Annotated in this window: 15 protein-coding genes and 1 tRNA gene; 4 read left to right on the forward strand and 12 right to left on the reverse strand. The window is 66.4% G+C overall.

All coding sequences use genetic code 11. The annotated features are described in order from the left end of the window. The first annotated feature begins 30 nt into the window (after window positions 1-30). Together ACFQS1_RS21795 and ACFQS1_RS21800 are read left to right on the forward strand one after the other, a co-directional pair. Window positions 31-816: a peptidase inhibitor family I36 protein gene (locus ACFQS1_RS21795; protein WP_378971193.1), complete on the forward strand. Its 786-nt coding sequence runs from the start codon at window positions 31-33 to the stop codon at window positions 814-816. A gap of 5 nt (window positions 817-821) precedes the next feature. Further along, window positions 822-1,745: a SpoIID/LytB domain-containing protein gene (locus tag ACFQS1_RS21800; protein WP_378971195.1), complete on the forward strand. Its 924-nt coding sequence runs from the start codon at window positions 822-824 to the stop codon at window positions 1,743-1,745. 108 nt (window positions 1,746-1,853) lie between these two features. Here ACFQS1_RS21800 and ACFQS1_RS21805 read toward each other — a convergent pair whose 3' ends face one another. The 3 genes from ACFQS1_RS21805 to ACFQS1_RS21815 form a co-directional block, all read right to left on the reverse strand. Beyond that, on the reverse strand, window positions 1,854-2,333 hold the full coding sequence (locus ACFQS1_RS21805; protein ID WP_378971197.1) for a hypothetical protein: 480 nt from the start codon (window positions 2,331-2,333) through the stop codon (window positions 1,854-1,856). Between the two features lie 463 nt (window positions 2,334-2,796). Further along, window positions 2,797-3,603: a methyltransferase domain-containing protein gene (locus ACFQS1_RS21810; protein ID WP_378971199.1), complete on the reverse strand. Its 807-nt coding sequence runs from the start codon at window positions 3,601-3,603 to the stop codon at window positions 2,797-2,799. A 212-nt stretch (window positions 3,604-3,815) separates the two neighbouring features. Continuing rightward, entirely contained in the window at window positions 3,816-5,714 is a 1,899-nt protein-coding gene (locus ACFQS1_RS21815) for a DUF6311 domain-containing protein (protein WP_378971490.1), read from the reverse strand. A gap of 370 nt (window positions 5,715-6,084) precedes the next feature. Here ACFQS1_RS21815 and ACFQS1_RS21820 point away from each other — a divergent pair, with 370 nt between their 5' ends. Further along, window positions 6,085-6,798, forward strand: coding sequence for a class I SAM-dependent methyltransferase (locus ACFQS1_RS21820; RefSeq protein WP_378971201.1), 714 nt, complete (start codon window positions 6,085-6,087; stop codon window positions 6,796-6,798). Window positions 6,799-6,883: 85 nt separating this feature from the next. On the opposite strand, the gene ACFQS1_RS21825 is transcribed toward ACFQS1_RS21820, so the two are convergent. The 6 genes from ACFQS1_RS21825 to ACFQS1_RS21850 form a co-directional block, all read right to left on the reverse strand. Next, on the reverse strand, window positions 6,884-7,414 hold the full coding sequence (locus tag ACFQS1_RS21825) for a YbhB/YbcL family Raf kinase inhibitor-like protein (protein WP_378971204.1): 531 nt from the start codon (window positions 7,412-7,414) through the stop codon (window positions 6,884-6,886). A gap of 319 nt (window positions 7,415-7,733) precedes the next feature. After that, window positions 7,734-8,375, reverse strand: coding sequence for a GNAT family N-acetyltransferase (locus tag ACFQS1_RS21830; protein WP_378971206.1), 642 nt, complete (start codon window positions 8,373-8,375; stop codon window positions 7,734-7,736). A 42-nt stretch (window positions 8,376-8,417) separates the two neighbouring features. After that, complete coding sequence (locus ACFQS1_RS21835; RefSeq protein WP_378971208.1) at window positions 8,418-9,434, reverse strand: C40 family peptidase; 1,017 nt, start codon at window positions 9,432-9,434, stop codon at window positions 8,418-8,420. Between the two features lie 322 nt (window positions 9,435-9,756). Beyond that, on the reverse strand, window positions 9,757-10,719 hold the full coding sequence (locus ACFQS1_RS21840; RefSeq protein ID WP_378971210.1) for an NAD(P)H-quinone oxidoreductase: 963 nt from the start codon (window positions 10,717-10,719) through the stop codon (window positions 9,757-9,759). A gap of 145 nt (window positions 10,720-10,864) precedes the next feature. Beyond that, window positions 10,865-12,241: a ricin-type beta-trefoil lectin domain protein gene (locus tag ACFQS1_RS21845; RefSeq protein WP_378971212.1), complete on the reverse strand. Its 1,377-nt coding sequence runs from the start codon at window positions 12,239-12,241 to the stop codon at window positions 10,865-10,867. Next, the gene (locus ACFQS1_RS21850) at window positions 12,238-14,103 is read right to left on the reverse strand and encodes a ricin-type beta-trefoil lectin domain protein (RefSeq protein WP_378971215.1); all 1,866 of its coding nucleotides are present in this window, start codon (window positions 14,101-14,103) and stop codon (window positions 12,238-12,240) included. The genes ACFQS1_RS21845 and ACFQS1_RS21850 overlap by 4 nt, the downstream gene beginning before the upstream one ends. A 218-nt stretch (window positions 14,104-14,321) precedes the next feature. Between ACFQS1_RS21850 and ACFQS1_RS21855 the strand changes: the two genes are divergently transcribed. Next, window positions 14,322-14,406 (forward strand) — tRNA-Ser (locus ACFQS1_RS21855). 358 nt (window positions 14,407-14,764) lie between these two features. Here ACFQS1_RS21855 and ACFQS1_RS21860 read toward each other — a convergent pair. From ACFQS1_RS21860 to ACFQS1_RS21870, 3 genes are all read right to left on the reverse strand, one after another. Continuing rightward, window positions 14,765-15,478 (reverse strand): hypothetical protein, encoded by a 714-nt coding sequence (locus tag ACFQS1_RS21860; RefSeq protein WP_378971218.1) that lies wholly within the window; start codon window positions 15,476-15,478, stop codon window positions 14,765-14,767. A gap of 42 nt (window positions 15,479-15,520) precedes the next feature. Beyond that, complete coding sequence (locus ACFQS1_RS21865) at window positions 15,521-15,910, reverse strand: hypothetical protein (RefSeq protein ID WP_378971220.1); 390 nt, start codon at window positions 15,908-15,910, stop codon at window positions 15,521-15,523. Window positions 15,911-16,081: 171 nt separating this feature from the next. Further along, window positions 16,082-18,523 (reverse strand): hypothetical protein, encoded by a 2,442-nt coding sequence (locus ACFQS1_RS21870; RefSeq protein WP_378971222.1) that lies wholly within the window; start codon window positions 18,521-18,523, stop codon window positions 16,082-16,084. Window positions 18,524-18,565: the final 42 nt, after the last annotated feature.

The raw sequence follows: 18,565 nt of genomic DNA on the forward strand, positions 1-18,565 counted from the left end.
CTCCGAGCACCACCGACCGAAGAGGACACCATGCTGCATCTGCGCAAGAACGTCGCCGTCGCCGGCATCGCGCTGGCCCTGACCACGTCCGTCCTGAGCGTCGCCTCGCCGGCCTCGGCCGCCGGCCGCAACGGGACCTGCGACAGCGGCGAGTTCTGCTACTACTACAACAGCGGCGAGGCCGGCTCGGTCTCCGACTTCACCGAGTCGGTCGACGACTACGGCACCACTCAGCCGACCTGCTACGAGTTCAAGGGCGCCGGCAACGGCCAGGGCCTGTGCATCAAGAACAACGCCGCCTCGGTGTGGAACCGCACCAGCAAGACCGTGGTGGTGTATTACAACAGCAACTTCGGCGGCGCGAGCCAGTCCTTCGCGGCCGGCGCCAAGGGCAACCTCAACGCCACGTTGAAGAACAACAACGCTTCCCACGACATCGGCGGCTCCAGCGGTGGCAGCTTCCCGGCCGATTCGCGCGCCTCCTCGGCGGTCGCGTTCGCCAAGGCCCGGCTCGGGCACACCGACTGGAACAACCAGTGCGAGCTGTTCGTCGAACGGGCGTTCGGCACCAGCGGCCGGTTCGCCACGGCGACCGCGCACTACCAGTGGCAGAAGAACAACGGGCGCATCCACACCGGTTCGGTGCCGCCGGCCGGTACGGCGGTGTTCTTCACCTCCACCACGTCGGCCGGGCACGTGATGCTCTCGATCGGCGGCAACAGCGCCATCAGCACCGGGCCGAGCGTCTACCAGACCAACACGTTCCGGCAGCGGTCGGACTACCTGGGCTGGGCGTACGTCCCGAGCGGCTGGTGACCGCGATGCGGAGCAAGATGCTGGGCATTCTCGCCGTCGCGGTCACGGTGCTCGTCGGCGTGACGGTGGCGCCGGGGGCAGCCTCGGCGGCCGGCCGGGACGGCACCTGCGACAGTGGCGAGTTCTGCTACTACTACAACAGCAACGAGGCGGGTTCGGTCTCCGACTTCACCGACTCGGTGGACGACTACGGCACCACCCAGCCGACCTGCTACGAGTTCAAGGGCGCCGGCAACGGCCAGGGCGTGTGCGTCAAGAACAACGCCGCCTCGGTGTGGAACCGCACTAGCAAGACCGTGCGGGTCTACTACAACAGCAACAACGCCGGGGCGAGCCAGGACTTCGCGCCCGGGGCGAAGGGCAACCTCAACGCCACGCTGAAGAACAACAACGCCTCGCACGAGCTGTTGTCGTCGGCGCCGACGGGTTGCCGCACCGACGGCACCAACAGCAAGCTCCCGAGCACGATCCTGGTCTACCGGGTCAGCCTCGGGCGCGTCGACCGGGTCGACTTCAAGACGTACGTCAAGAACGTCCTGCCGAACGAGTGGATCAGCAGCTGGCCGTCCGCCTCGTTGCGGGCCGGCGCCATGGCGGTCAAGAGCTACGCCTGGTACTGGGCGCTGCATTCGACCCGCAAGACCTCGGGCGGGCTCTGCTACGACGTCCGGGACGACACGGCCGACCAGGTCTACAAGCCGTCGTCGGCCCTCTCGTCCACCTCGTCCGCGGTCGACGCCACCTGGTCGGCGCGGATGACCCGCAGCGGCAACATCCTGCAGGCGCACTACTGCTCGACCACGACCGCCTGCGGCGCCTGGGTCGACGGCAACTGGATGTCGCAGTACGGCTCGCGTGACCTCGCGAACGCCGGCAACAGCTATCAGACGATTCTCCGGCACTACTACAGCGGCATAACTCTCAGCTGAGCTCACCCGCCGCAAGCGCCGCCCACCGCACTCCCGCGGTGGGCGGCGCTTCGTCGTGCCGCTACTTGCCCGACGTCGCCCGGTGCGAACGCTGACCGAGACCCCCGCTCACTCGGCGCGACTCCCCTTCTCGACACCGGCCGCCGGCGCACTCCCCACCCCGGACACGTCGTCCACTCCGGAGGGGTCGCCCGCCCCCGACAGCTTGGTCGAGATGAACTCGTGCAGCCGCTCCCATTCCGCCTCGAAGAGCGCACCGTAGGCACGCGCCTCGTCGATCAGATCCCGGGCCCGCTCGTAGTCGCCGGCGAGAAACGCCGCACTGGCCGACGCGTTCGCACGCCCGCCCGCCGCCCGCATCTCCTCGGCGCTACGCCCCGACTCCGGCATCCCGTTCTTGGCGATGTGCTCCCGCAGCCAGGCTCGTTCCTCCTCGGTGGCCTCGGCGATCTCGAACACGTAGTGCAGACGCTCGCCCGCCACGTTCCGATACGCCGGCCCCCACTGCTCCAGAGTCAGGAGCAGTTCCCTTTGCCGGATTCTTGCCTTGCGCCCCCGCAAAACATCCGTTTCCGCCACGGCGGTCATGTGATCCTCCCCCAAAGATCATCGAGGGCCGTTGACATTCCCCCTGCTCACCGACGCTAACCATCCCCCGGACACGACCCGATAACGATCAAGTGACCATTCGCCGAGCCCGACGCGGGCGGGCAGGGCAGGGCTGTGCGGGCAGGGCGGGCAGGGCGGGCACGGCGGGCAGGGCAGTGCGGGCAGGGCAGGCAGGGCAGGCAGGGCAGGGCGGCGGGCACGGCGGGCAGGGCAGGGCGGGCGGCGGCCACACGCGTGAAGGCGAGCACAGTGGACGCGCCGCGCCCGGGCTTCGGGAGCGGTGGCGCGGCGGGCTGAGCCCTGGGCGTCGCGGGCGCACGGCGCGGCCTGTGGACAACGGCACGGAAATGTCGGCCCTGGCTGCTTTACTCGGCCCACCCAACGAGGGTGGGGCCGGTGGGTTCGCAAGATCAGCAGCCACGACCCCGACTCGGGATGACGTTCAGCGAGCGGCGGTGACCAGGTAACAGGTGAAGCCGGCCAAGACTGGGCCGCTCTGCTGACGGCGTACCCATGCATCGCCAACGGCCGCAAGCAACGCGCCCGCCTGGACCGCCCTCTCGGTGTTGCGGCGCAGGCCGAGGATCCGATCGGCCGTGTCGAAATCACGGAAGACCACGGCCACCGCCTCGACCGAATACACCCGCAACCCGGCGCGGGCGCACAACCGCGGCAGCTCACGCCCGATCGTCGGGTTACGCACCCGCCCGGCCACGAAGCGCGACCACGCCCGGCTGACGCCCGGATCGTCGTCGGACACCGCGAGGGTGTCCCAGTCGGGCTCGGCCATCCCGAACAGACCGCCCGGCCGCAGCACCCGCCGCACCTCGGCGATAGCGGCCTGCGGGTCGGTCACATGCTGGAGCAGCCGATCGGCACGCGCCCGGTCGACCGAGGCGCCGGCCAGCGGAAGCGCGTGGATGTCACCCTCACAAAGGCGGACGTCGCCCTCACCCCGGCCGGCGTCGCCCTCACGAACGCGGGCCTCGCCACCATGACCGCGGGCCCCGCCACCACGACCGCGGCGGCGTGCCTCCGCCAGCATCGGCGGGTCGCGGTCGATGCCGATCACCAGCCCGCCGGGCCCGACCGCTTCGGCGAGGCGGCCGAGGTCGGTGCCGGGCCCGCAGCCGATGTCGACCACCGTCTGACCGGGGCGGACGTCGAGCGCCGCCAGCGATCGTCGCTTGTAGTCGAGGCCGACCGGCGTGGCCGCGGCAACGTCCATGTAGGTGATCTGATCGGTCATCGGTCCACGCAAACACACGATCGTGGCCGGCTGATGGCGAGGTTGTGGAGAAGTCGCGCCGGTTTGTGACCGCCTCCCGCATGGCCGCGAGCGCTGCGGCGCTACGCGAGGCCCGTGGATCGTCGCCGGCGAGGCGCGCATGGAGGCGCGCGACGCGCGACGGCCGACGGGCCGGGACAACGGCGTGGGGCGGTCGCTCGACCGCCCACGCCTCACGGGATGTCGGGGCCGGTGAGCACCGCGTTCGGGTCGTCGACCAGCTGGCGCACGTCCCACACCCAGGCGCCGCCCGTCCAGGTGGGCTCGAAGCCCAGCAGGTCGGACATGACCCGCAGCATCTCGATGTCGCGGATCTGCGGGGTGAGCAGGATCACGCCCGCCCGCCAGTAGCGCAGGTCGGCGAGGGTCATCTCGCGGCGGGTGTCGGTGATCTCGGGGATCGGGTTGCCCTGCTTGATCGACGCCATCAGCCCGCTGGTCGGCCGCCACGGCGGCGAGAACAGCGCCGTGCGGTCGTTCGGGTTCAGCGGGTTCTCGTTGGGCAGCAGCGCGTACGCCCCGGCGATGCGCATGTCCTGCCCGGTCGACGCGCTCCACCGCAGCGGGTCGGGGTAGCCCGAGTCGGGCAGCGGCAGCGTGACGACGGTGTGGTTGTCGTCGACGTACTGCTTCCAGGCGCCGGACGTGACGAACGCCGGGGTCGGCTCGATCGGCGCGGTCTTGAGCGGGGTCGGCACCAGCGGCACCAACGCCATCGCGACCGCTGTGATCATCGCCACCCGGACCGGGCCGCGGGCGGACGGCTGCGCCTTGACGAGGTCGAAGGCGCGCCGGACGCCGAGCGCGAGCAGGATGCCGACGGCCGGCGCGATGGCCATGGCCCACCGGGTCGGCACGGCCGAGTTGAGCACCGGAACGCTGTGCAGAACCGCCCAGATGCCCGGAACACCGGTATTGATCCCGTTGAGGAAAATTCGCGGCCCGAGCGACATCGCGGCGTACAGGAGTGCCACCCCGCCGAGTGCGACAACCGCGACCGAACGCCGCATCCAGACGATCAGGCCGAAGAACAGAATGACCAGTCCCCAGCCGAAGAATGCGTTCTCTTCCTGCGGATTCTGGGCGAGGCGCTCGGCCACGACCGAGTTTCCGGCGACCGAACGACTCGAATAGGCGGTGAACGAGCCGAGGTCCGCGCCGAAGTTTCGCACGAACTGCGGCAGGCCGTGATAGCTCTGCGGCCCGAAGAACTGAACGGACAGCGGATAGGCAAGCACGGCGAGACTGGCCGCGGCGGCGACGAGCAGGCCGCGCAGGAAAGCGCGGGCCTCGCCGCGGTGCTGCTTGCGGCGGGCGATCGCCATGACGGTGCAGAAGACGCCCAGGCCAACCGCGGTCATGAACAGGATCTCGAGGTTGATGAACGCCTGCCAGACCAGCAGGCCGGCCAGGATGAACCCGTTGCGCAGCGCGCGCCCGGGCTCGCGGAGCCGCAGCGTGCGCCAGATGATCAGCGGCACCAGGAATTGCGAGACGATGTTCGGGTGGCCGCCGGCGTGCGACACCATGCTCGGCGCGAATGTGCAGAAGAGAGCGCCCACCCAGGCCGCGAGCCGGGAACCCGCTTTGTTCCGGGAAAGCACCTGCCGGGAGAGCACGAAATACCACGAGATACCGGTGAGTGCCAACGCCAGAGTGAGAAATACGTTGAACGCCACATGCGGACCGAAGAGCAGGGTCACCGGCGTCATCGGCAGTGAAACGGCCAACACCGAGGTGTTGGCCATCATGTTCACCCCATCGGGGTAATTCATGCGATCGGAGAAGAACGGATAGGCGCCATCGGTGATGACTCTCGCGCCATGCGCGAGCATCCACTCAAAGAAAGCCTGATCCTGCGGATCGTCGGCCGAGCCATGATCAAGATTGAGCCAGAGCGGCATGGTCAGGTAGAGCGCTACAGCGACGAAAGTCGCTACCGCAAGAACGTCCCGCCAGTTGAGCCGGCGCCACACCCGGAGGCGGCGCGAGGGCTCCCGCTGCTGCTCAGGGGCGGCCTCGATATCGGGTACGGGTGTGGTCGGCGGCGCCGTCCCCACCGCCGTGTCCAGCGCCAGCAGCTCCGCGTCCAGGTCCTGGGTGGCGGCCACCTGACGGGGCGGGAGAACGTTCCCGCCGGCCGACTGGCCTGTGGAGTCAATACCCGTAATCGTCATAGCATCGGCGAGCCTAACCGAGGTTGGTAACGGTGTTGTGTCGAGCAGGCCATGCGTGATCGAGCCGATATGAACGTTGTATTCCGGGCATCGGCAGGTCGGCCCACATGTGCGCCAACCACCCCCTGTACCCAGCTCACCTATGTCTCAATCAGGCAAATAATGCGCGGGCCCCAGCCCCTCAACTTTCGGTTCCGGGCCACGGATGGTTAACTCGTTCGGTCCCGCTGTCAGCTTCGATCGGCAAGACGAGGGAACCTTACTTATGGCAGACATCACTGGAGACCAGCGGATCCAGTCCGAAGTGCTCGAGGGCCTCGCCACGGCCGTGAACCACCGCCGGTGGTTCGTCGAGCTCGCGCTTCCGTACCTGGGAGACAACCCGATCGAGATCGGCAGCGGTCTCGGGGACTACGCGATCGAGTGGGCTGAGCACCTTCCGCGGTTCACGGCGACCGAAGCCGACCCCGACCGGCTCGTGCAGCTCAAGGAGCGCATGGCCAACCACCCGAACATCGACGTCCGGCAGATGCTCCTGCCGGCCACCGACGCGTCCGGCGAGTACAGCGCCGCCGTGTCGTACAACGTGCTGGAGCACATCGAGGACCACGTCGGGGCGCTGCGCAGCATGGCCGAGCTGGTTCGGCCGGGTGGCCGGATCATCCTGATCGTGCCGGCGTTCATGTTCGCGATGAGCCAGGTCGACATCGCCACCGGCCACATCCGCCGGTACACCAAGAAGTCGATGCGCGCGGCGATGACCGAGGCCGGTCTCAAGATCGAGAAGCTGCACTACGCCAACGCGCTCGGCCTGATCGGGTACTACGGCGCGACCAGCATCTTCAAGCTGGCGCCCAAGGAGGGCCCGATGGTCAAGGTGTACGACTCGCTCGTGCTCCCGGTGACCAAGTTCGCCGAGCAGATCGTGAAGCCGCCGTTCGGCCAGTCCGTCTTCGTGGTGGCGCGAACGCCGGCCTGACGACACCCTTCCAACGCGGGACAAACGAAGGCCGCCGGTTGCCCGGCGGCCTTCGGCGTCGCTGGGTCTCAGCCCTTGACCAGTCTCAGCCCTTGACCTGGTAGGTCGGGCGGATGGTGGCGCGGGCCAGTGTGTGGAAGGCGAGGTTGAAGCCGACGTACGCCGGGGAGGCGTCCGGGCCGACCTCGAGCTTGTCCACGTCGAGCGCGTGCACCGCGAACACGTACCGATGCGGGCGGTCGCCGGGCGGCGGGGCCGACCCGCCGTAGTTGCGCTCGCCGTAGTCGTTGCGCACGCAGAACGCGCCGCCGGGCAGCGGGTCGACGCCGCGCTCGAGCTCGGTGACGGTGGCCGGCAGGTTGACGACCAGCCAGTGCCAGAAGCCGCTGCCGGTCGGCGCGTCGGGGTCGAAGCACGTCACCACGAAGCCGCGGGTCTCGGCCGGGAAGCCGGACCAGGACAGCTGGGGTGACACATTCTTTCCGCCCACGCTCGGGTGCGTGAACATGTCGTCGAGCGGCTGTCCGTCCGTCATGTCCGTGCTGGTCACCGTGAAGGACGGGACCGGCGGCAACAGGTCGTACGGATCCGGGGCAACCGGGCGGTCGAGACTCATAACGATGTCCTCCGGCGAGATGGTGAAAACCTTCTCCGCTTTCCCAAACCAAGCCGAGAGTAACCGGTTCGCCTGAACGTCGGCGGGCAGCCCCGCATCACCCGATCGGGGAGCCGCACACGCGGTGCGTAGACGTCGGTGACTACAGGGCGATGCTTCTGTCCGACATCCGATCGGGTGCGTGCGGCGGAGATCCCCGCGCCCGGTGGCGATAGATCGCCGAACGCGCGGTCAGCAAGTCGGCACCTGCCGCCCGGCGGGTGCCGACTGCTGTGTCCGGAACCCGCTCACGCCAAGCCGCCCCGGCGCCGCCGACTCCTCACCGGCCGAACATCGGCAGACAGGGCTCGAGCCCGTCGATCGTCACCGGGATCGTGCGGGCCGCCTCCCACCCGGCGCGGTCCAGCCGCAGGCGACGGCTGGCCAGCGGCGCGCCGCGGATCACGTGCCGTGAGATGCCGTCGTCGGCGTAGCCGAGCTTGCGGGACACCGCGTACGACGCGTGGTTGTCCTCGAACGCCTCCGACCTCGCGAACAGCGCGCCCAGCCCGGTAAAGGCCAGCTCGAGCACCGCGGCGCGCATCTCGGTGCCGTAGCCCTTCCCCTGCTCGGCCCGGCCCAGCCAGGATCCGGTGCTGACCTCACGCAGGGTGGCGAACCGGTTGGCCTCGATGCCCTGCGTGCCCACCACCCGGCCGTCGGCGATCACCACCAGGCCGAGCGACCAGCTTTCCGGCTGCCATCTCGCCCACGTGCTCCAACTCCACTGCAGAACGCTTGCGGCGACCCGTTCCGGCGCCGCATCGGTCCATTCCGCGAGGAACGGCTGCACCGCCGGATCGTGCACGCCGCCCTTGGCCAACTCGGCCAACTCGGCGAGACGGTCGAGGTCCGGCAGCCGCAATTCGAGGCGGGGAGTACGCAACACCAGACCGAACAGCGGCCATTGATCAGCAATCATGCGCGCGATTGTCCATGGCTGTCGCGACATCGATCAAAGCATTTACAGGCGTTCCACCCGAAGCCCGGAATAGAGTTTGCGATACACCACTCCGGTGCGCCGGTTGCCCGCATCGATCATCATCCCCCGGCCCATGTAGATGCCGACGTGTCCCGGGCCGACCACCAGATCGCCGGGCCGGGCCTGGCTGCGCGAGATGCGGCGGGCGCGGGCGGCCTGGGCGGTGGAGGAGTGCGGGAGGCGGATGCCGATCCGGGCATAGGCGCTCTTGGTGAAGCCGGAGCAGTCGAAGCCGCCCGGCCCCTCCCCGCCGCTCACGTAGGTCTTGCCGACCTGCGAGCGGGCGTAGGCGATCACCGCCGTCATGTTGCCGAGCCGCATGCGCTGGGCCCGGGGCGCGGCGCCGCGGCGGGTGACGAGCCGGGCGACCCGGGCCTTCCTGATCTTGGCCAACCGCCGCACCTGACGCTGTGCGTCCGGCCGGGCGACGCGAGCCGCGCGGGTGGTGATGCGGGTGGCGCGCCCAGAGGCCGGTGCGACATTGACGCGTACGCCGGAAGCACGGCCCCCGGCACGCCGCAGCCCAGGCCCGGCCGGGTTCGTCGAGCTCACCGCCCCGGCGGCCCCCGCCGCCGCAGCCGCCTCGGGGAACCCGGCGGCTCCGGCCAACCCCGCGGCCCCTTCCAGCCCAGCGGCCCCTGCCAATCCGGCTGCCGTTGCCCCGGCTGCCGTCGCCGCCCCGGCAGCCCTTGTCCGGGTCGCTCGGGAGGCGCGCTCGGCGAGCTGGGCCCGGGTGGCGAAGGCCGACTCGGGGTCAAGCCGGGCGACGTCGTCGGCCCGGGCGGCCCGGCTCGACGGTTCACTGGTGTGCGGGTTGGCCGGCTGGGCGGCATTGGCCTGTTCGACGGTATCTAGGGCCGGCGTGACGACGGCCAGCGCAATGGCGCCGGCGGTCAGCGCCCGGCACGCGGACGGACGGTGCAGCGTTGCCTCCGAAATCGGCCCGGGGCACTCGCGCGAATCCCAACAGCACGGCATAACGTTCAGTCGCGCCCGCACCGCCCGTCGATGGACGGCAATGGGAACCCGGACAACTCGTCATTTCCGTCGACCATGCCAACACACAACCCGATTCTCTCGCGGCCGAATTCGCACAATCACCCCGACGCCGTCGCGGAAAGGAATGCGTTTTGAGCTGTAAATAGCCGACTTTCGATTTAAAAATTGCCACCCACTTCGGGCGTGTCGCCGACCCGGGCGACGCACGAAAGGACGACTCGGCCGGGTGGCGACCCCATCCGCGGCGCCGACGCGCACGGCATATATCGGACCTATACCCGCATAAGCCACCTCTCCGGACAACGGAGGTGCTACGTTCACCTCACGGCAGGAGCAGGATCTTGCCGAGGTGGTCGCTGGACTCCATCAGGTCGTGCGCCTCCTGCGCCGCCGCCAGCGGCAGAGTGGTGTGGATGATCGGTTTGATGGCGCCGGCCTCGACCAGCGGCCAGACCTCGCGGCTGACGCCCGCCACGATGCGCGCCTTGTCGTCGAGCGCCCGGGCCCGCAAGCCGGTCGCCGAGATGCGCCCGCGCTTACCCATCAGCATGCCGAGGTCGAGCTCGCCCTTGCGGCCGCCCTGCATGCCGATCACCGTGATCCGGCCGTCGGGCGCGAGCACCTCGACGTTACGGGCCAGATATTTCGCGCCGATGATGTCGAGCACCACGTCGGCGCCGCGGCCGCCGGTGAAATCCCTGGTGGCCGCCACGAAGTCGTCGGTTGTGTAATCGATGACGTGGTCGGCGCCGAGCGCGCGCAGCCGATCGTGCTTCGACGCACGGGCCGTGGCCACCACCGTCGCCCCGAGCGCCTTGCCGAGCTGGATCGCGAACGTGCCGATGCCGCTCCCGCCGCCGTGCACCAGCAGGGTCTCGCCCTTGTGCAGGCGGGCGATGCCGACGACGTTGGACCACACCGTGCAGGAGACCTCGGGCAGCGCCGCCGACTCCTGCAGCGACAGCCCGGTCGGCACCGGCAGCAGCTGACCGGCCGGCACCGCCACCTTTTCCGCATAACCGCCACCGGCCAGCAGCGCCGCCACGCGGGCGCCCACGTGGTGGCCGGCCACTCCGGGGCCCACCGAGCTGATCACGCCGGCGCACTCGAGCCCGGGATATTCCGACGCGCCCGGCGGGGGCGGATAGAACCCCTGTCGCTGGGACACGTCGGCCCGGTTGACCCCGGCGGCCGTCACGTCGACGACCACCTCGCCCTCGCCGGCCACCGGGTCGGGCACCTCGCGCAGCACCAGCCGCTTGTCTTCGATCACGATCGCCTGCATGGCACCAGCTTGCCCGAGGGGTGTGACAAAACCCGAGCGGTCGGGCGAAAAGCGGGGTATCCGCGAGAAGCACGCAGCCGCCGAGAAACGAGGGAGGCCCGCGAGCGGCACCCACCACCGCTCGCGAGCCACCGACCAGGGAAGATCAGCCCTTGTAGGCGCCGATGATCTTCGTGTACTGGTACGCCGACTGCGCCACCCCGCTGCAGGTGTCGTCGTTCGGGTACCCCGCGGGGCATTGCCGGTCCCGGTTGAGCGACCAGAACGTCAGACGCGCGATCGTGTGCTGCTGGGCGTACGCGGTAATGGCCTGCATGTCCGCGAGGGTGACCGTCGCGTGCTCGTCGGTGATGCCGTTCATCGACGAGATGCCCACGTGCCGGTACGCGTCCGCGTCCGACCACCCGTACGCCGTCTTGAGCCTGTTCTTCAGCCCGTCCGCGGCCTGAATGGTCAATGCGCCCTGGTTACCGCTGGTGTTGCCCCAGTCGAAGGTCATGATGCCCCAGCCGTCGACCACCAGACCGGCCCCGGCCGCCCGGTTGATCAGCGAGGAGTCCGGCCCCGACGTGCCGCTGCCGAGCGTGATGTAGATGGTGATGCCCGGGTTGTTGGCCCGGATGGTCTTCAACGCGTCGACCGTCTTCTGCTGGTCGGCCGGGGTGTTGTACGGCGTGCCCTCGATGTCGATGTCGATGGCCTTCAACCCGTACGCGTTGATGACCTTTTGATAGGCCGCGGCCAGTGCCGACGCGCTCGAGCAGTAATGCTCGAGCCAGGGGCCGGAGGCCCCGCCGAACGAGATGACCACATCGCCGCCGTTGGCCCGGATGGTGTTGATCGCGGCCTGGTCCTGGCCGCCGGTCAGCGCCCGGCCGCCGTCCCACTTCGGGTCGCAGTTGCCGCTGTTCAGCATGAACGCCATGGTGAACCACTTGACGCCGGTCGCCTGGGTGACCGTGGTCAGGTTGGGCGGGTTGCCCCAGCCGGTGTAGTAGTACGGCGCCACGGCCTTGGCCCCCGGCCCGTTGCCGGTGGGCGGCGGCGTCGTGGTTCCGCCGAAGGTCCACTTCTGGTTGGAGCCGCCGGTGCAGGACCACAGCTGCAGCTTGGCGCCGTCGGCCGTGTTGCGGTCCTTGACGTCCAGGCACTTGCCGTTCGAGTTGATCAGCGAACCGCCGGACAGCCGCCACTTCTGGGTGGCCACCGTGTCGTAGCAGTCCCACATGTGCACGACCGCGCCGTCCGCCGCGGAGTTGTTCGCGACGTCGAGGCATTTGCCCTTGATCTGCACCGAGCCGTTGTCGGCGAGGGTCCAGATCTGGTTGGTCGACCCGGCGTAGCAGGTCCACAGCTGCGGCTGGTTGCCGTTCGCCGTCGAGCCGTCGGTGAGGTCGAGGCACTTGCCGTTGAGGGAACTCACGAGCGTGCCGGCGCTGGCCGCCGACGCGTTGGTGACGCCGAGGATGCCCATGGTCGCCACGACCGCGGCGCCCGCCGCGAGGGCAATGATTCGCTTCATGCCGGGACCGTCCATCTCTGGTTGGCGGCGCCGGTGCAGCTCCAGATCTGCAGCTTCGCCCCGTTGGCGGTGTTGTTGTCCTTGACGTCCAGGCACTTGCCGGACGTGGAGTTGATCAGGGCGCCGCCGGAGGCGGTCCACTTCTGGGTGGCGACCGTCGAGAAGCAGTCCCACAGGTGCACGACCCCACCGTCCGACGTGGAGTTGTTCGCCACGTCGAGGCATTTCCCGAGGCCGCGCACGGTGCCGTCAGTGCCGACCGTCCACCGCTGGTTGGCGTTGTTCGAGGTGCAGTCCCACATCTGCGGCTGGTTGCCGTTCGCCGTCGAGCCATCGGTGACGTCGAGGCACTTGCCGCCGAGCCCGGTGATCGTGCCCGTTCCGCCCGAGCCCCCGGACGACTGCGTTCCACTCCACGTGAAGGTCGCGGACGTCTTCGTCGGCAGGGAGTAGGTGAAGGACTGGCCACCCCAGTTCACCCTGATCGACTGGGTCGACCCGCTGGTGTTGTAGGCGATCAGCGCCTTCGAGCCGTCGCTGTTGCGGAAGGCGACGTTCGGCACCGTCGCGTTGGCGCTGGAGTCGATCCGTACGGCGCCGGGTTTCACGAATTTTGTGAGGTGCCCCATCGTGTAGTACTCGACCGTGTAGTCGACCTGCCCGCGCCGGCCGTCGTTGCGGTGCACCGTGACCAGCCCGGTGCAGGTGCCGCAGCCACCGTTGTGCGGACCCATCGCCTCGTCCACCGCCAGCGACCATTTCGTCCAGCTACGACCCCAGTTGCGGAAGTAGTCGATCAGGTCGCCCATGTCCTCGGCCTGCTGGTTCGACACCCAGGTGCCGCCGGAGTGCTCGGTCATGTAGGCGTTCACCGACGGGTACTGGTTGTGCACCGTGGTCGCGGTCGACGGCGAGCCCGCGTAGTCGTGCCAGGCGATGCCGCCGAAGTTCGGATGGTTTCGGATCGCCGTGTCGGCCACCAAAGGCGCAACCCATGACGCGTACGTGTCGAAGTTCCAGTCCCCGACCAGCAACTTGGTGCTCAGTCCCGCGTTCTGCAGGGCCGGCAACAGGTTGGTCTTGGCGAAATACTGGAGTCCCGAGGTGTTCCACTGCATCGACGGATAGCCGCCGCAACAGGTGGGCTCGTTCTGCTCGGTCACGTACCGGATCGGCACGCCCTGCGCCTGATACCCCTGGATGTACTTCACGAAGTACTGGGCGTAGGCCGGGTAGAACTGCGACTGCAGGTAGCCCTGGCTGTAGGCGTTGTTGTCCTTCATCCACGGCGGTGCCGACCAGGGCGAGGCCATGACGAACATCGAGGGATTCAATCCGTACGCCTGCTTGGTGAGCGCCATGATGTCGGCGTCCCGCGACAATGAGAAGTCGTTCACGTCGCAGCAGGTGTTGTCGTACGAGTAGCTGTTCTGCGCCAGATCGGACGACCCGATGACGTTGCGCAGCGCGCTGACCCCGATGCCCGCGCCGTTGCTGAACAGCTTGGTCATGACGTCGTTTTGCGCCGCGGCCGACAGCGCGCCACTGCCCTTGATGTCGAAGGCCGCCGTGTCCGTCATCGACGCGCCCGCACCCTCGAACTGCTGGTACGTCGTGTTCTCGTTGACGGTGATCGTCTGGTTCGCGCCACCGCCGCTGCCGCCCGCGAACGCGATCGGCGCCTGTTGCTGGAGCCCGCGGGTGACGGCTCGCCCGCCGGAGTCGCTGGTAGTGGTCAGATAGACATTGACCGTCTCGCCGGCCGCATACGCCGCCGGGGCCATCAGGACGCTGCCGACCAGGGTCAACGCCGACAGCGCGACCCATCTCTTGGGAACCTTGGGGATTTTGGGGATGGACATGCGGGGATCTCCCTTGCCGGAGGTGGGGGCCTTGGCCGGGATTGGTAAGGACGCTGAACAATAAACACCCGCATCGATGCCTTGTCAATGGGCCGGCGTCGTCGCTGGAGGCGTGTTTACGCTGGTCAACGCCGTCTTGACGACTTAATACAAGTTTCGGTCAAGAGGTCGCGCCCAGCGCGGATGATCCGGTCTGGCAGACTGGGAGCGCAGCACCGGGAGGGCTCGCCTAGTGGCCGATGGCGCCGGTCTTGAAAACCGGTATGGGGAAACTCATCGTGGGTTCGAATCCCACGCCCTCCGCACCATCATGAACAGCGGGAACCCCGGCTGACCTGGACAAGCATCGGTCGCCGGGGATTCGCACATACCAGCGCGTGGTCTTGTTCGTTCTCACCACGAGCCGCTTGATCTCACTCATCGCGACCATAACGCGACCACGAGCGTGACTCTGCAGGCGGCAAGGACCTGACCCGCAAGCCTGCCGTACTTGCTGCTAGACAGCGGGTTTGCTCACTCTCGGCTGACCAATCGGCCTATCTCCACTTCGAGGCGCCCGCAGGCGCGGCACGGGCCCGGCCTGCCGACGGGGCAAGCGTCGGCGTTGGCTGGCGGGCCGGCTGGCCAACAGATGGCGAGATGTCCGAGCGTTGTGCGACCGTCATGCAGACGGAGCGCCGATCGCCAGGCCGCGCATTCGAGTGGCTGGCCCCACGTTGTGCCATCCCCACCAGACGTTATTCATGAACTGGGCTAGACCGTCGATGACGGGGTCCTCTGTTTCCACCTGTCCGGTCCTCACGGAACGGATCTCTTCCCTGTCCTGAAGGGCGAGGGTCCAGAGCGTCTTCTGCCGGTAAGGCCATCGTGAAGTCACCCCGTAACGGCAGAGATGCAAGCACGTAGTGCTGGCATCCGTCCCGCCGATCTCTAAAGGGGCTTCATCCGGAGGGATCTCCACAACGCCTGATGCCCCGGATCCGGGTATCGGCTTCCTCCAGGTCAGCAGTCCGTCGTACTCCGCACCGCGCTGCGTGACATCAACGGTGGCGAGCGAGTCGGGATCCAGGTACTCAGCTAACGCAGCCTGATTTGCCTCACGATGTTTGTCACCTAGTGGAGCGCTGCCGAGTGGGTGCTCCGCGACGTAGAGCCTGCCTGAGACGAGCAGGTGGTCGAGGCACGCAAGTGCGAAGAGCTGACCAGCATCCCATCCGCGATGTGGTTGCCCGAACATGTCGATCACCGTGACTCGATCGGGATCTTGAGCACGCGTGAGCTTATATGCGTAAGCGATCCGCTTGCGGAGTTCGGGATCTTCCATCCAGCTGTCTGCTACGGCGAGGGCCGCTTGGCGGTGAGGGTTATAGCTCATAGCGTCACGTTAGGGATGCCATATGACAGGAACGGCTATCCCTTACCCATGTGGGAGTTCCTCAGGCCGTTCCGGTTCACCCAACGCCGCTTCGATGCGACGGCGAGCCGCCTCGTCCTGTCCCTCGATGCACTTGGCGTAGACCTTGAGCAGCACGTGAACGCTATGACCCGCCCACTCGGCGACCTGGGTTGCCGGAACGCCCTCGTTGAGCCAGAGCGAGACGGCGGCGTGCCGCAGGTCGTACGGTCGCTTCGCCAGCGGCGATCTGCACTGCGCCAGGGTGAGCCCGTCCCGCCGCGCAGCTCGCCAGACTCGCGAGTACGTCTCCTTCGACACGGGGCCGTTGCCGTATCCCTGTGTCACGAAGAACCGGCCGTCCGGCGCGTGCCCGTGCGCAGCGATGTGCCAGCGAAGCGCCCGAACCAGCATCGGCGGTGCGGGAACGGGACGTACGGCCGTTTTCGCACGGTGCTTCAGCTCGCGATCTTCCCGTACAGCCTCACTGTCGCTGCCCCAGCCCTGCCCGACATGCGGCGTCGAACCGGACAGTTTCTGTACGTCTTCAAACTGACGGGACGGCAGAACGCCCGATGCGGCCGGCTACTGATTCTTGCGCCTTACCGTGTCAATATCGTTTCTAAGGCGGCGACTGTGTTCGTCCCATTTGAAGGGCAGATCCTCAGTAGCGGTACTGAGAACCCTCCATTGACGATCGAGATAGACCCTAAAGAGATCCGCTCGCCGAAGCCTTTCCGAGACATCATGTACCGCGGTTATCAGCTTGCGATAATTGGGGTCAACGATGGGTGTATCCACAACAACAGCGTCAACATACGCAAACATGTGGATAAGCATCCGCGCTGTATAGACACCAGCTGACGTGACGCGAAGGTTCTCATGAGAGCCGGCGCTTCGCCCACGCGGCGACCGTTCGATCAGCCCCTTCTTTGCCGCCCGGTTGAGCGCCCAGGCAATCTGGTCCGGACTAAACCCACACTTTTGCGCGAAGTTGTATACATCATCGGTCGGGACGAACCCTTCAGTCCCCTTCCGATCTCCCGCCGACTCGACGTGCGCAACAAGAATTCCCAGCAGGAAATGTTCACGCCCGTCGGGTTGCGATATACCAAACATATTAGCGATCGGGGAGACGTCCGGGTCGTAATGCTCCGCATCGCCGTAGATGATTGCACGAAGGAACTCGTGCAGAGCAATTGTGTAGTCGCCCTCTCTCTCGTAGATGCCAAGAATCTTCCTTGTGTCCACATGTCCACTTCCGATGAAGCGAGACACAAACTCTAGGGCGCGCCGCGCGTTGCCGGCAGAGAGGTTATCAACAAGAGAGACTAGACGCTCGTTGTTCTCGAAATTCTCTAGCAAAACTTCAAGGTAGGCCGTAAGCGAATCCGACGAGATAGTCACACCGGCCGGGAAGCTGGACAGCCGCGCGGTATCGCGAAGTTGCTTCAATGCAAACTCCAGCCGCCGCTTGAGAACAACATCAACACGGGGTGGCGCGATTGTAAATGCGCGCGGCTGATACGCCGCGAGAGTACCCTCAGCTCGGCTACGATAGAAAGTGTCCGGACGGAGAGAAACGAACACCGTTGCGGGCCACGTCTGTGCCAGCGTTTCCGCCATCAGGAATACACGCTCCTGAAACTCGGAATCCCACTGATCGATATTGTCGAGGAATATAACGACCTGACGACGCGTAGTTGCACGGATGTGGTTGAGTGCAGCCCGAAGGTGAGCTTCACGATCCTCCAGGAGGCCACCGAGGAAACTGAGCCGTTCCCGACGGTATCCAATCAGATCGAATTCCTTGAGTTCTCCGTAGATTGTCCCATCAAAGCGGCGAAGTTCCTTGTGGTAAACCGCTTCCACGAAGCCGCGTTCCCTGATGTCGAAGCTGTAGTTGTCGAGGAGCTGTTGCTCGATCTCGGCGATGACGAACTCGCCCAAGTCCGTCGTGAGCGTAGCCGAAGAGCCAAAGTCGACATAGCCAACGTATGACTGGTCGAACACCTCTTTGGCATCCACATGAATGAGGCGTCGTATAAACATCGTCTTGCCTACACCGACGTCGCCCAACAGGATGATCGGCCTACGGCTCACGCTCGAAGCAATTATGTCCTCGCGGAGCTTAGGATTGACCTCCGACTTCATGCCCTTGGCCTTGGCCATTACGGGCTCTGTTTCCAGGTCGACACCGGGCTCGTGCAGCAATGAGTAGCGGTTCTCGAGAATCGTTTTACTAACCAGGGCATATTGCGACAGCGCCCCACTAGTTGCATACGTCTCCTTGAGAAACTCCTCTTGCAGCGATGGATCTCTGGTGATGTCCTCAAGGAACAGATCCGCCAAGATCTGAAGCCCGGTCTGGATATCATTGCGACGCTTGTGGCCAGGGTAGTGAGGAATATTGGATGCCAATGGAGGTGGAGCCGAGGGTGTTTCCTCATCCCGAAGGGTGACATGAAGATTTCGAGCTTCGACTCCAGCACGCGAGAGATTGTGCCAGAGCAGATGGAAATTCTCCCGCATCGCCGACAAGCTGGTGAAGACGAGCGCCGAACCTTCCAATGGAGGCGTCCCGTCCGTTCGGACTCCCAAGAACGCGACGATTTGAGTCCCGTTACAAACTGCAGCCATTTGCACACCACGTGTTGCGCAATAGCCTGCAACCTGCTGAAGAGCCGCCTTCAGCTCCTTGCCACCTGTCGGATTGTCCGTTAGAGAAGGTATCCGATGAAGCAACGACGTAATGGCGATCGGTAGGCTAAATTGGGCGCTTTCGCGTTTAGCCTCTACAATTATCCGCGTTGCCGGACGACCCAGACAATAATCGACATACTTACCGTCATACAGGACTTCGGTGGCAATTTCCTCGACCGGCCAACCAAGAACATCCTTGATAAGGGTATCCACGAGGTGAAGTCGCGTGGTGTCCTCATTACGATCCAAGTCATCGGCATGTTCGCCGTACCAGTTGATCAACTGGTCAAGCGCTGCCTTTGCGTCCTCGTAGCCAGTACTCATTGGTTCACTCGCCGAAGTTGAGAGGATGTGTCGCGCAGGCAG

It is taken from the genome of Paractinoplanes rhizophilus (genome assembly GCF_042664765.1).
Taxonomy (GTDB): domain Bacteria; phylum Actinomycetota; class Actinomycetes; order Mycobacteriales; family Micromonosporaceae; genus Actinoplanes; species Actinoplanes rhizophilus.